This window comes from Streptomyces sp. NPDC005784 (genome assembly GCF_042871525.1).
Classification (GTDB): domain Bacteria; phylum Actinomycetota; class Actinomycetes; order Streptomycetales; family Streptomycetaceae; genus Streptomyces.
On record NZ_JBIAIQ010000082.1, the window covers coordinates 1 to 12,517 of the forward strand.

Below are 12,517 nucleotides of genomic sequence, written 5' to 3' on the forward strand. Positions count from 1 at the left end.
ATGACGCAGCTCGGCTTCACCTGCCGTACCCTCCCCGAGGCCGCACCCGTACGCATCCTCAGCCCGCTCCAGCACGCTTCCGCGATGCTCGGCACTCCCGTGTCCGTCTGACCGAGGGAAACAGGCACGAAGCCGACACCTGAACAGCAGTGTGGGCCCGGCCGGCATGCGCCGGTCTGGCCCACACTGCTTGCAACGGGTTCCCGTCGCACTGGTTGCTCAGTGGTCGGAGTAGCTGAAGTCGCCCATGGTCCAGGCGCTGACGTCGGCGATTGCAACGCGGTACATCCCGCCGGTCTCCGGGATTCCGACCGTGCCCTGCAGGATCCGGGCCACATGGAAGTGCAGATGCGAGGGAGGTCCGTCTTTCTCCGCGGGGGTGTTGAAGACGGCTGAGAACTCGCCCAGGCGGGCGGAGTCCGTCAGCACGTCCGACACCCTCTGCCTCCACACCGCTTCAGGGGCCAGTCGGCCGGTGATGACGGCACCACCGGTGACCACGGTCAGGGACATCTGGTTGCTCTGCCCGGACTCCACCAGGGTGGCGACGTCTACGAGCAGCTCGTCAGGCTTGGACATGGGGAAGATTATATTTACTGGCCACCCGGCCCCTGACGTGTGGTGACAGCAGGCACGGAGGGTGCCGACCGTCTGTCGAGGAAGCCCGTCAACGACCGCGAGGGCCACCCCGTCGTCTGCACTCGAGGCTGCCGCTGATGCTCGCCCCGGTCGGCCTGAACGACTTCCGGCAGCGTAGGAAGTCCTCTTCCACCTCGACCTGGGAGTCGAGGCCTGGTCGGCCCAGATGACGGTGCTGCGGGCTAGCTCGCGCTGTCAGCACTGCACACGGCTACGGAGCGGTTCCGTCATGTGGTGAACGCATTCCAGAGAACAACCCTTTCAGACGCTCATCCAGGCATCGAGGAAGGCTTTGCGCCCCACGGGATCGTCTGACCTGCGGTCTGCGTGCAGGACGCGCCAGGCGGTGAGTTCGAGATCTCGGAGCCACAGTTCGCCGATGACCTCTGTCTTGAGGTCGGGGAAGTCGTCGGACTCGACGAGGGCCTGTCCGATCACCTCGCTTGCTGCGACGCGCTGGGGCGGGGTCATCTGGTCGACGGCGGAGAGGATCTGCCGGGCCAGGGCGGTTCCCTCTCCGGCCAACGAGCGCAACACCAGGGCCTTGATGTTGGCGGGCAGCAGATAGGCGGTGCCCGATGACCTCCACAGCTCCGACCAGAAGCGCTCTCCCGCCTTGGTGGGGGCAGGCAGTGCGGCCAGCAGCCCGAGGAGATGGCCGGTGGCGGCATAGCCGTCAGAGTGAGCTGCGGCGACGACCGCGATGCCGGCGACGTGCTCCACATTGAGATGGCCCGCTTCAATATGCGGAGCCAGACCCAACTGGTGTTCCAGCTGGTTCGTGAGGGGGGTGGATACGTGGGGACGGACCTCAGGAAGCATCGACGATCCTTGCGCGTAGGCGGGCCCAATGCCCGGTCGGAAGCCCTGATCGTTCCCATGACGGGCCGGTCTATTCGGCTCCGGCAGACCCAATTGACGCCAGGATCAACGAGGTCGCAGTACCAACCGTGGCGGAAGACCAGGCCGGCGACGGTGAGCGCAGGGTTCGCGAGCCACCTCTCGGAATGCTGTCCGAGTGTCGTCTTCTAGCATGCCTCCATGATCACCGGTGACGCCCACGAGGGAGGACGAGAAGCCGTGTCCCGCGACGCTGCTGAAGCCGAATGCATTCACGTCGTCTCACACCGGCGGGAGGGTCGCGAAGACGAGCCGCCCGTCGGATCACACGACGACGAAGCCACAGAGGACGCTCATTCGGTTGCCGCGCTGGTGGAGCGGGCGGCCGACCTGGTCGAACCGATCAAGCCGAAGCTGCGTGGCCGTGAACCTCAACCCAACTGGGTTGGAATCCCCCTCTTTTAAGAGGGGGAGGATGTCAAGCAGACGCGCAGCCGACCGCCGGGGTGATCGACTCGCAGTCCGTCAAGGCGGACGCCGTCGTCGGCGGGGACAGCCGGGGCTTCGACGGCGGCAAGCTCGTCAACGGCCGCAAGCGACACGTCGTGGTCGACACCCTCGGCCTGCGGCGGCACATTGTGAGACTGGAGTGGTCTCGTGTCACGTTTCCGTATGTACCCGACGCCGCAGCAGGAGCGGCAGATGCTGCTGCATTGCGCGCACGCCCGGTACGTGTGGAATCTCGCCGACGAAACGCAGGATTCGTCGGCGAGGAGTCCCAGCATTGACATCTTTACAGGCAGTCGTTTTACTCCCGGACAACACCGGAGCCGTGCTCCGTGTTCAGAGACACGCCCAGCCGGTATGCAGGCCTCGCGCCACGAGCCCGGCCCAAGTCGCCAGGACGTCCTTACACGTCCGAGGCGGGGACGTGCCCTCTTCCCCCTGGGAGCTCATCCACATGAGCCGATTCAGCCTCCCTCCCCGCAACCTCGTGGGCACCGTCATCGGCGCGGCAGCACTGGTCGGTGCTCTGGCCACCCCGGCGACCTCCGCGCCGGCCGCATCCGTGCCCCTGCCGCCCACACACGTCGGCTTCGACTATCAGATCGGCGGTGCCTACACCCCGCCGGCCGGGGTGAAGGTCGTCACCCGGGACAACGCCGCCTCCCCGGCGGCAGGCCTGTACAACATCTGCTACGTCAACGCCTTCCAGGCACAGCCGAGTGCCGAGAGCGAATGGGACTCCGACCTGCTGCTGCGCGACTCGTCCGGCAAGGTCGTTTACGACGAGGACTGGGGCGAGGCCTTCCTCGACATCAGCACCGACGGCAAGCGGCAGCGGATCGCCGGCAAGATCGGAAGCCTCATCGACAGTTGCAAGACCAAGGGCTTCCAGGCGATCGAGCCCGACAACTACGACAGCTACACCCGTTCTGGGAATCGTCTGACGGCCGGCAACGCGCAGGCGTTCATCAAGCTGCTCTCCGCCCGTGCCCACGCGGACGGCCTGGCCATCGGCCAGAAGAACACTCCCGACCTGGCAAGCAACCACACCGCCAACGGTCTGGACTTCGCCGTGGCCGAGGAGTGCGGTCAGTACGACGAGTGCGGCGACTACACCAGCGCCTTCGGAAACAACGTGATAGTGATCGAGTACACCAACTCCGGCAGGTCGAAGGCCTGCAACGGGTGGGGCAGCACGCTGAGCATCGTCCAGCGCGACCTGGACGTGAAACCGGCGGGCAGCAGCGGCTACGTGCGCAAGACCTGCTAGACCGCGGCCGACTCGAGTCGGGTGCCGGTCTGCGGCGCCGTCGGCGGAGTCCCGGCCCCGGCCGATCGGTGTGGCCCGTTCGCGTCTCATCGGATCATCGGGCAGGTCGTTCGGGGATCTTCGGAAGAACCTTCTCGGCGATGGCCAGGAGAGCGCTGTCGCTCGGGAGGGCTCCGGACTGGCTCCAGACGGTGATGTCGCAGGAGCCGCCGTGGTCCTTGCGGTCCAGGGCCACGGTCAGTGTCCTGGCCAGGGGGCCTTGCCCGACCGGTCCGCCGGATCCGCCGCTCCCGAGATCGATCTTGATTTGCATGGTGTGATCCGAGGAGAGGACCGCGGGCCGGCCGAGAACCTTGAGCGTCCTGATGTCCCTCTCGTCCCCGTACTTCATCAGCTTCACGTACTGGTCGGTCCTCAGCTCGTTGTAGGTGGCCGAGACATTCACGGTGTACGTGTCGAACGCGATCTCGGCCTCCGGTGCGGCGACCTTTCCGTCCGTCAGAGGGGCGGTGTTGTTGCTGCCGGAGGCCGTGGTCGCGGTCTCTCCCGGCGTTCCCAGGAGCTGGGCCAGGTCCGGCCGGTTGAGGGCCTTGCACAGTTCCTCGCCGGTCACGGGTCGGGGCGTCTGCTTGTAGGCCTTCGGCAGCTTCTCGTGTGCCCCGTCCGAACACGACGCGGGGTGCGGGGTGTTGTCGTCGGACGGCATGAAGCGTGGGCCCAGCCACAGCGTGGCTCCGAGTGCCCCGAACAAGGCCACGGCCGCGAAGGCCTGGCCCCATGCGTTGTGCTTCTCGGGCTCCTTCTTCTTCGCAGTGTCCGGGCCGGGACGCGGGGGCTGGGGGAGGGGCGGGGCGGCAGCGTCGACTGCCGCCCCGTTGGCGGAGGTTGCCGGACCCGGGTTCCGGCGTGCGCGCAGAGCCCGTACCACCGTGTGAACACGTATCGCGGTGAACACGAGAAACACCACACCCAGAGCGGCCGCGACCCGATCGTGATCGCGGACGGCGAGATACATGATGCGGACGCCGAAAACGGACCCGACCACGATGAGCAGGGGCTCACGGACCCAGAACGGCAGAAGACGCAGGAGGAAACCGAGCATCCGGCGATCTCACCAGAACAAGATCAAATCCGCCATGACGGAAGCCACAGTTCCGGGCACGTGCAGCACCTGCCGAAGCAAGAGACGCCAAGCCGGTGTTTGTGAGGCAGGCGCGTGCTGTGGGCATGCGCCTCGTCCGCATCGACTTCATCGTCGATCCCCTGTGGGTCCAGATCGACGCGACCGGCAGACAGGTTGCGTCGGCACTTTGGAACAGTTGCGCGGTGATGGTCTGCGGCAGATCCTCGCAGTCCGGGGGATCGCAGCTGTACCAAGGGCCGAAGGGGGGCCTCGATCCCGCACCTACATTCGCCGGCCCTCCGGCAGCCGCCACTGGGATGCACGCATCCCGTCTCGCCGCACGCGCCGGGGCTCCTTTGACCGTGCACAACGCGACTGAGCATGCCCGCCCGGACAACAAGCCCAAGTCGGCCACCCGGCCCGGCCGTTCATTCAGCGGTTGCGCTGGCGTGGAGCCAGAGAGCGTGGGCGGAGAGCCTTCGTGAGCCCCCGGCCCCAGCTGGGCCGATTCCCGCCCGTACGGGACGTGAATCCCCACCCGTCCGGCGTTTGAGGTCGGGGCCGACGCCTGGGGGCGGCACCGCGAAGAGGCGCTGCGCCCAAGTGTCGGAGGCTCTCAGAAGCCGGTGGGGCGGGGAGTTCAAGGGCGCCCGCTCCGTGGGCCGAGCGCCTCGTCGGCAACCGCCCCCGCTCAATACCCCCGGCCGGGCTTGTAGTTGGATGGCAGCGCGTACACGAACTCCCTCGGGTCGCCGTATGCCTCCTCCAGCAGGGTGGGCTCGCTGTGGTACCCGGTGGTGTAGAGGTTCCGGTTCGGGTCCCACGTGTTGTACGCGAGGATCGCGGCCCGCTTCTTCGCCATGTGCGAGGACGGGATGTTGAGCACGTAGTCCGCGCCGCGGTCGCGCTGGTCGCGGCTGAACGCCTGGTACGCGTAGATGTGGTTGAAGCGGACGTCCTTCAGCTCGCCGTTCTTCATCAGCCAGTACGCGGCGTCACTGCACGCCTTGTGCGTGGCGTTCGTGGGCTCCGTCGGGACGAGTCTGTCGAGCCACCCCGCGGTGAACTTGTGCGAGGCGCCCGGATACTGCTGGGCGAGCGCGCGGACCTTGCCGATGATCTGCTGGACGAAGGCGTCGTACTCGCCGGGGGTGCCGAAGGCGTTGTCGGAGAGCTTGAAGTTGATGACCTTGTCGACGCCGATGGCCTTGGCGGACAGGTTGAACTCGGACGTACGGGCCGAGACCACCTCAGGCGTCGGCCATGTCTCCTGCCACCCCAGCTCGTGGTAGTGACCAGGAGCCGAGCACTTGTCGCCCAGGAGGCACGGAGTCTGGTTGAGGCGCTGCGCGATGCCGCCGTTCTCGCCCTTGGACACGAGCACCAGGTAGACCGGTCGTCCTGCGGCCTTGTGCTCCAGTATGGAGCCGGCCATCCCGATTGCCTCGTCGTCCTGGTGCGGCGAGTAGAAGATCGCGGGCGCCGTCGCCGCCGCGGCGCTCGCGGCGCCCAGAGACCCTTGGAACGCGACGCCCGCGGCCGTCAGGCCGGCCGCGGTCAGTACCGACCTCCGGGAGAGACCGGTCGGGACAGCACCATGGTGGGGGACGGTCATGCGGCGACTCCTGATTTCGACACGGGGCACTCGTCCCGGTCACGTACGAAAAGACAGGGCGGGCGCGACTGCTGTATGCGTCACCACGGTCGCAGGAGCCGCTTACGTCTTGCTCACGTCTCGCTGACGTCGCGTCGGCACGTTTCGCGCCAGTTGTGTACTGCTTAGAGATCGTCTTCTCCCGATGTTTCATCCCGTAATTTGCGTTTGATCCTGTGGTGTCGGGTCGCGTTACTGACCTTTTCGGATGGGTGCAGATCTTATGAGGGTGCCTCGTTGGAGTGATTCGCCGGGCTTTGTCCTGTGGGGGCGAGGGGCGGTCTCTAGCGTCGACGAGGTGAGCCCGCCGACGGGTGCGGGTGTTGGTTGAGGGTGCGGTGGCGGGGTGCCGTCGTTGATGGCCGCGTTGGAGACCAGGGAGAACGCGTGTCGGTCCAGGGCTGAGGAGTTGCGGAAGCGGATCGCCGGGCTTTCCGAGGAGTTGTCCCGGGCGGCGGTCGAGCTCTCCCGGCTGCAGATCACCCGGGAGACGGTGAGTGCGGTGCTGGCGGAGGGTCCGGTCGCGGGTGACGCGGACGGGCTGGCGGCCCCGGGGCCGGAGGCGGGCGATGTGGCTGCGGCACTGCTGGCGGCGGAGGCGGTGGGGGATGTGACGGTGATGTCGCCGGACTACCAGCGGATCATCGCGTTGTTCGCCACGACCGGGGCGGCGCTGCGGTGCAAAGAGGTGTGCGCGCAGTTGGGGCTGGAGACCGAGGCCCGCCACGTGGAGGGGATGCGCGCGAAGTTGAAGCGCCTGGTGGAGCAGGGGATCCTGGCCGAGACCGCGCCGGGGCTGTTCAAGGTCGACGGCCGGAAGCTGGGCTGGTGAGCGCGACGGAGAACGCCGACGACGAACTGGCGGCGACCGAGGCCGCGTTCGCCGCCTCGCGCGATCTGTTCGAGCGGGTGGCCACGGATCTGGCCGCACCGGACGCCGCCGCGTTGACGCATTCCGCGCTGGAGGACCTCCTGGCCGCGCGGATGCGTGAGGTGACCCGGCAACTGTTTCAGGACCATCTGGACCTGCGCGCCGTCCGCGAGGAGCGGGCCGGGGCAGGTCGTCGACGCGGCCGGTGTCGAGCGGACTCGGATCGAGCGGGGGCGGGCGAGGATCCTGGCCACAGTATTCGGGAAGGTCACCGTGACCCGGATCGCTTACCGGGCAAGGGGCGCGGTGGATCTGCATCCGGCCGACGCCGCGTTGAACATGCCGGCGGTGATGCACAGCCTGGGGCTGTCCAGGCTTGCTGCGACCGAGTCCGCCCGGGGCTCATTCGCCGAGGCCTGCGAGCGGGTCAACGCGCTGACCGGCGCCGGGATCGGCCCGAGGCAGGTCCAGGAACTGGCCGTGGCCGCCGCGGCCGATATCGACGCCTACTATCGGGCCCTGGTGCCCGAACCGTGCACCGGTGCCACGCTTCTGGTCCTGTCCACCGACGGCAAGGGTGTGGTGATACGGCCGGAGGCACTGCGTGAGGCCACCGCGAGAGCCGCCGCGGCCAAGAACGGCAACAAGATGGCCACCCGGCTCACCCCCGGGGAGAAGCACGGCCGCAAACGCATGGCCACCCTGGGCACCGTCTACGACGCCGAGCCCGCCCCACGCACCGTCGACGACATCATCGCCGACCCCGCCGAGTCCGAGAGGGAGCGCCGACCGGGGCCGAAAGCCAGGTCCAAGTGGCTGTGCGGCTCGGTGAACGACACCGCCGAACAGGTCATCGCCGCGGTGTTCGACCAGGCCGAGGCCCGCGACCCCGACCACCGCCGGACCTGGGTCGTCCTGGTCGACGGCGCCCGCCATCAACTCGACCTCATCCAAGCCGAGGCAGCGCGCCGCAATATCACCGTGCACATCCTGATCGACATCATCCACGTGCTCGAATACCTGTGGGACGCCGCGCACTGCCTGCACCCGGCCGGGGACCGCGCGGCCGAGGCCTGGGTCGCCAGCCAGGCCCGCACCGTCCTGGCCGGCGGGTCCGAGCAGGCGGCCGCCTCGATCGCCGCGGCCGCCGCCGACGCCGGACTGCGGCCGGGCGCGCGCAAGGGCATCGACGACGCCGTCGGCTACCTGCGGAACAAGGCCGCCCACCTGCGATACGACACTGCGCTGAACGAAGGCTTCCCGATCGCCACGGGGATCATCGAAGGGGCATGCCGTCACCTGGTCAAGGACCGCCTCGACATCACCGGTGCCCGCTGGGGCCTGACCGGTGCCGAAGCCGTCCTGAAACTGCGTGCCCTGCGCAGCAACGGTGACTTCGACAGCTACTGGGCCTGGCACGAGAAGCAGGAGTTCAACCGCAACCACCAGGCCCGCTACCGCGACACGCTCATACCGGCGGCTTGAACGCCAGAGCCCTCATTAGATCTGCACCCAAAGGCGAAGACCTGATCGCCGCCGACCAGGTCGCTGAACAGATCAGCCTCGACCGGGCACGCGAAGCCCGCCTCGTCGCCGAAGAGGTCAGCGACCGCATCCGCGCCAAATTTGGGCCCGCTGCGATCCGCCCCGCAACCACCCTGCTGCGTGTCTCCTGACCCCGCCAGAGCCGACCCTTTCGGCTGCTGCCTGCGCGCGCTGCCCCCGCTTGCGGGGGCGATCCGGGCGGAGGCCGCTCGTCCTCAGCGCTGGTCGGGTCCGGGGCCGGGCATCACCGGGATCGCGCTCTGCGGGACGTATGCGATGTGGTCCAGGCGGGTGGTGGCATCGACGTCCTTGAGGATGCCGAGCCCCCTATCGTGCAGTGGCCACGGCGGGCGATCCTCGGCGCCGTGCTGCGGTTGCGGATCTGGTTGCGATAGATGTCGTGGTGTGGCCGCGGCCGACGAACAGCAAGGCCGGCTGGTGACGGGGACGACCGGCCTGCTGCGGACCGGCCAGATCGTGTTCTCTCGGCGGGGACGACGAAGTTGTGGTTGCGTCTGGCGACGGCATGGGCATGGTGGCTTCTGAGGGGGGCGGAGGATGCCGGGACCATTGCGTTACGCCGATGCCGTCCGATTGCTCGGAGGGAACAGCCCAACTCTCAGCGCGCTGGACCGAGTTGTGGGCAGCGCCCTCACGACTGCTGTGGGGCCCGCACCCGAATTCGTCCTCTCACTGTTCGGGGCCGATGCGCAGCTAGCGGAGTTCAGCCGCTCATTGGTGTCGGGTACGGCTGAACGGATTCAGGGTCTGGGCCGGTTCGAGCGCACCGAGCGCTTGGCCGCTGCTCATGCGGTTGTTGTGGTAGCGGCCTACAGCGACGCGATGGCCCAGGCGCGACTGCCCTTCGACGTACGGGCATTGGCTACGAGCCGGACTGACTCAGTACGGCTAGCCACCGGTGACGCCCCGGAGTCCCGCCGCCTTGCTGCTGTCGTCGACCACTTGTTGCGCTCGCACCTGCCGTTGCCTTCGCCGCACGAGCCGTATGAGTCGACCTTGACGGCACTGCGTGACTTCTATGACTCCATGGCCGGGCACATGGAGACATACGTCTGCGGCCTTGCGGTCTGGGACCGCTTGACACCCTCGGTACGCCAGGAAGTGCGCGCGATCCTCCGTGACCGCGTACCGGAGGCCGCGCTGACCTTCTACGAGGAGATGTTTCGCCAACTGGCCGTGGACTTCCCGGACGTGGGAATCTGGGCCGACCGCGTCGACCACCGGGCGACCCGGACCGCGATCCGCCGCCTGGAGGAGACCGTCACGCGGCTCGGGCATGGGGATCTTCCGCCTGGCCGCCTGAACTACCTGCGTCGGGCCGGAGCCATGCCGCTCGATGCGCCAGTCCTGGGGGCGGAGGACACCGCCGAGGCGATGGTGATCCCGAGCCTGCGTGAGGCGTACGTGAGCGCGGACTTCCGGGTGGCGGACTTTGGCGCGGTGGACCGACTGACCAGCGAGGCATGGTGGCAGCGGCACGAGGTTCGCCGCGGTCTGGATCTGTTTATGGAGAACTTCCTGACCGCACCCAAGGCGGTTGAGACACCGATTCTGCTGCTGGGTCTTCCTGGCTCCGGCAAGTCGCTCCTAACCAAGGTACTCGCGGCCCGGCTGCCCGCTGCGGACTTCCTGGTCGTGCGGGTCCCACTGCGGGACGTGCCCGCCGACACGGGCGTACAGGACCAGATCGAGGCGGCAATACAACAAGCCACCGGCGAGCGCTCCATGGACTGGGCGGACGTTGTCCGCGCGGCTGGCCCCGCCCTGCCGGTCGTCCTCCTCGACGGCTTCGATGAACTGCTCCAGGCAACCGGGCTGCACCAGTCCGACTATCTGGAACGGGTGGCGCACTTCCAGCAACGCGAGGCCGCGCTCGGCCGGCCCCTCGCCATCATCGTCACGAGCCGCACCGTCGTTGCTGACCGGGCCCGGCTGACACCCGGAGGGATTGCGGTCCGGCTCGAACCTTTCAGCGCCACGCAGACTGCACAGTGGCTGGAGATGTGGAACCAGAAGAACGCTGTCTACTTCAGCAGCCACGGACTGCGCCCGCTCACCCCCGAACAGGCACTCACCCAGCCCGACCTCGCGAGCCAGCCACTCCTGCTGCTGATGCTGGCGCTGTATGACGCCCAGGACAACGCATACCAGCGGGAGGCAAGCACCCTTGTCGGCTTCGAGTTGTACGAGCGACTGCTGGCGCGGTTCGCGCGCCGGGAGATCCTCAAACACGAGGCGCGGTTGACGGACGAAGACTTGGCGCAGCAGATCGAGCATGAGCTGCTACGGCTCTCGGTGGCCGCCTTCGCGATGTTCAACCGCGGTCGGCAGTGGGTCACCGAAGATGAGCTGGACAGGGATCTGTCTGCCCTACTTCCGCAGCATGACTCCCCATCCACGGGGCTGCGAGCCGCGTTGAGCGGAGCACAGACGGCCATCGGCCGGTTCTTTTTCATCCACCGCGCCGAGGCGTTCCGCGACGACGCGAGGCTGCGCTCGTACGAGTTTTTACACGCGACCTTCGGCGAGTTCCTGGTCGCCCGGCTCGTCGCGCACGAACTACAGGACCTGACTGCCGCCGAGCGGGCAGAAGCCCGGAAGACACGACGTACCCGCACCGACGACTCGTTCCTGCACGCCCTGCTGTCGTTCGCCGCATGCGCGGGGCGCGGGCCGGTGGTGGCATTCCTGGTTGAGGCGCTGCGGTCGCTACCTACGCAAGACCGCGAGGAGCTGCGCCGGCTGTTGCTGCGGCTGTTCCACGAGTCCCTCGACCAGCGGCCGGTCTCCTCGTACGGGGCCTACCAGCCGGGCGTGCGGCCTGCCACGGCCTCCCCGTCCTTCTACCGCGCGAACCTGCTACTGCTCCTGCTGGTGGTAGCCGAGGAGGTTTCGGGGCGAGAGCTGTTCCCAGCGGAGCAGGATCCGGTCCACGCGTGGCGAGACACGATGCTGCTACTGGAGTCGCAACTGCACGCGCAGGAGTGGCGGGCGCTGGCCGGCCGACTGAGCCTGGAGAGGGCGTGGCACGGGAGGATGCGCGACATCACGGTCCGGCTTGACGATGACCTGGAGCCTGACCTGTGGGAAGGGCCCCCAGTGCACAGTGCGGATGATCCCCGCGCGGTGAACCCGTACTGGAGCTACAGCTACGGGCCTGGCAGTGAGGGACGCCGTTACAACGGCTGGCTGCACACCAGCCCGGACGAGGTGGCGTGGGACGCCCATCTGCGCTGCGATAGAGGGACCGATGCTCTGCTGCACATGGCCCAGGCCCTGGAGGAGCTCGGCCTTGGCCTGGCACTCACCAGCTACGTGGTCCTGCCCGACGGAGAGGCAGTCTCAGCGGCACGACTGCTCTTTCGACTGTGGAGCACAGCCGGCGACTTCTCGGCCGCGCACCGCGACGCAGTGCGAGCCGCACTGTACTCCTTCGCCCCGGACGCAACTGACTTCATCAAACGCTACCTGGCCACGGTGCTGCGCCAATGGGAGCTGGCCGGACACCCCGTATCCCAGGACTGGGTGGACCGGGCGCACAGCCTGATCGACACGCAGGCGGCGACCGCCGAAATCTACGCCCCCCTGCTCGATGAGCTGCCTCATCCCTCCACCTGAACGTGAATCGACCGCCGCCCACCGCGCGCTCGGTGCATCGTGCTCGGCGATGATCCATCCCCGCGTCAGCAGGGAGGACAGGACCCACCTGCCGGGCCAGTCCCGGGCCTGCAGAACACCCCCGCGTCGGCGGGGAGGACCCTGCCACCCGGTGCAGAAGTGAACCGTGCGCGCCGCTGACTTGTGCCAGCCGGTGGGCGGTACCGTCCGCCGACGCTTGGACCCGGACATCGCCTTCGGGTGAGCAGGCCCGGGCGGGCAAGGGGTGAAACGTCGGCTTCGCCGTTTAAAGGATCTTGCGTCGTATGTGGTCGTTGTGCCAGATCGCGGCGGCCAGCGCGAGAATGCGCTGCATGACGCGGGCGACGACACCGCCGGGCGTGCGCCCTCGGTGCTGTTCGAGATCGAGTTGGCCCTTGAAGGTCTCGT

9 protein-coding genes and 4 pseudogenes are annotated in these 12,517 nt (G+C 67.8%); 8 read left to right on the top strand and 5 right to left on the bottom strand.

Annotated elements, in window-relative coordinates; translation table 11 throughout:
* Window positions 1-219 precede the first annotated feature (219 nt).
* Both ACFYR3_RS44955 and ACFYR3_RS44960 read right to left on the bottom strand, forming a co-directional pair.
* The gene (locus tag ACFYR3_RS44955; RefSeq protein WP_389288161.1) at window positions 220-579 is read right to left on the bottom strand and encodes a hypothetical protein; all 360 of its coding nucleotides are present in this window, start codon (window positions 577-579) and stop codon (window positions 220-222) included.
* Window positions 580-900: 321 nt separating this feature from the next.
* Complete coding sequence (locus tag ACFYR3_RS44960; RefSeq protein ID WP_355858784.1) at window positions 901-1,461, bottom strand: hypothetical protein; 561 nt, start codon at window positions 1,459-1,461, stop codon at window positions 901-903.
* A 219-nt stretch (window positions 1,462-1,680) separates the two neighbouring features.
* Between ACFYR3_RS44960 and ACFYR3_RS44965 the strand changes: the two genes are divergently transcribed.
* The 4 genes and pseudogenes from ACFYR3_RS44965 to ACFYR3_RS44980 all read left to right on the top strand — a co-directional run bounded on the left by ACFYR3_RS44965 (window position 1,681) and on the right by ACFYR3_RS44980 (window position 3,256).
* Window positions 1,681-1,944 carry a hypothetical protein gene (locus ACFYR3_RS44965; protein ID WP_355858787.1) on the top strand — a complete coding sequence of 88 codons (264 nt, stop codon included), beginning with the start codon at window positions 1,681-1,683 and terminating at the stop codon, window positions 1,942-1,944.
* Between the two features lie 23 nt (window positions 1,945-1,967).
* A pseudogene (locus ACFYR3_RS44970) lies at window positions 1,968-2,114 on the top strand (transposase); the annotation flags it as partial.
* Between the two features lie 37 nt (window positions 2,115-2,151).
* Window positions 2,152-2,214, top strand: a pseudogene (locus ACFYR3_RS44975) (hypothetical protein); the annotation flags it as partial.
* Between the two features lie 226 nt (window positions 2,215-2,440).
* Window positions 2,441-3,256, top strand: a complete 816-nt coding sequence (locus ACFYR3_RS44980; RefSeq protein WP_389288163.1) for an endo alpha-1,4 polygalactosaminidase — start codon at window positions 2,441-2,443, stop codon at window positions 3,254-3,256.
* A 94-nt stretch (window positions 3,257-3,350) separates the two neighbouring features.
* Here ACFYR3_RS44980 and ACFYR3_RS44985 read toward each other — a convergent pair whose 3' ends face one another.
* Window positions 3,351-4,358, bottom strand: a complete 1,008-nt coding sequence (locus ACFYR3_RS44985) for a DUF6215 domain-containing protein (RefSeq protein ID WP_355858793.1) — start codon at window positions 4,356-4,358, stop codon at window positions 3,351-3,353.
* Window positions 4,359-5,070: 712 nt separating this feature from the next.
* Entirely contained in the window at window positions 5,071-5,994 is a 924-nt protein-coding gene (locus tag ACFYR3_RS44990) for a PIG-L deacetylase family protein (RefSeq protein ID WP_389288165.1), read from the bottom strand.
* A gap of 448 nt (window positions 5,995-6,442) precedes the next feature.
* Here ACFYR3_RS44990 and ACFYR3_RS44995 point away from each other — a divergent pair, with 448 nt between their 5' ends.
* From ACFYR3_RS44995 to ACFYR3_RS45010, 4 genes and pseudogenes are all read left to right on the top strand, one after another.
* On the top strand, window positions 6,443-6,865 hold the full coding sequence (locus ACFYR3_RS44995) for a hypothetical protein (protein WP_389288167.1): 423 nt from the start codon (window positions 6,443-6,445) through the stop codon (window positions 6,863-6,865).
* Between the two features lie 26 nt (window positions 6,866-6,891).
* Window positions 6,892-8,389, top strand: a pseudogene (locus ACFYR3_RS45000) (ISKra4 family transposase).
* Window positions 8,386-8,580 carry a hypothetical protein gene (locus tag ACFYR3_RS45005; RefSeq protein ID WP_389288169.1) on the top strand — a complete coding sequence of 65 codons (195 nt, stop codon included), beginning with the start codon at window positions 8,386-8,388 and terminating at the stop codon, window positions 8,578-8,580. The pseudogene ACFYR3_RS45000 and the gene ACFYR3_RS45005 overlap by 4 nt, the downstream one beginning before the upstream one ends.
* A gap of 427 nt (window positions 8,581-9,007) precedes the next feature.
* On the top strand, window positions 9,008-12,088 hold the full coding sequence (locus tag ACFYR3_RS45010) for an NACHT domain-containing protein (RefSeq protein WP_389288171.1): 3,081 nt from the start codon (window positions 9,008-9,010) through the stop codon (window positions 12,086-12,088).
* A gap of 286 nt (window positions 12,089-12,374) precedes the next feature.
* Here the strand turns inward: ACFYR3_RS45010 and ACFYR3_RS45015 are convergent.
* Window positions 12,375-12,517: pseudogene (locus ACFYR3_RS45015) on the bottom strand (IS982 family transposase); the annotation flags it as partial.

What these genes read in the sequence shown, in the direction of transcription:
- ACFYR3_RS44955 (WP_389288161.1), bottom strand. Translation starts at nt 579, where the DNA reads ATGTCCAAGCCTGACGAGCTGCTCGTAGACGTCGCCACCCTGGTGGAG.
- ACFYR3_RS44960 (WP_355858784.1), bottom strand. Translation starts at nt 1,461, where the DNA reads ATGCTTCCTGAGGTCCGTCCCCACGTATCCACCCCCCTCACGAACCAG.
- ACFYR3_RS44965 (WP_355858787.1), top strand. Translation starts at nt 1,681, where the DNA reads ATGATCACCGGTGACGCCCACGAGGGAGGACGAGAAGCCGTGTCCCGC.
- ACFYR3_RS44980 (WP_389288163.1), top strand. Translation starts at nt 2,441, where the DNA reads ATGAGCCGATTCAGCCTCCCTCCCCGCAACCTCGTGGGCACCGTCATC.
- ACFYR3_RS44985 (WP_355858793.1), bottom strand. Translation starts at nt 4,358, where the DNA reads ATGCTCGGTTTCCTCCTGCGTCTTCTGCCGTTCTGGGTCCGTGAGCCC.
- ACFYR3_RS44990 (WP_389288165.1), bottom strand. Translation starts at nt 5,994, where the DNA reads ATGACCGTCCCCCACCATGGTGCTGTCCCGACCGGTCTCTCCCGGAGG.
- ACFYR3_RS45010 (WP_389288171.1), top strand. Translation starts at nt 9,008, where the DNA reads ATGCCGGGACCATTGCGTTACGCCGATGCCGTCCGATTGCTCGGAGGG.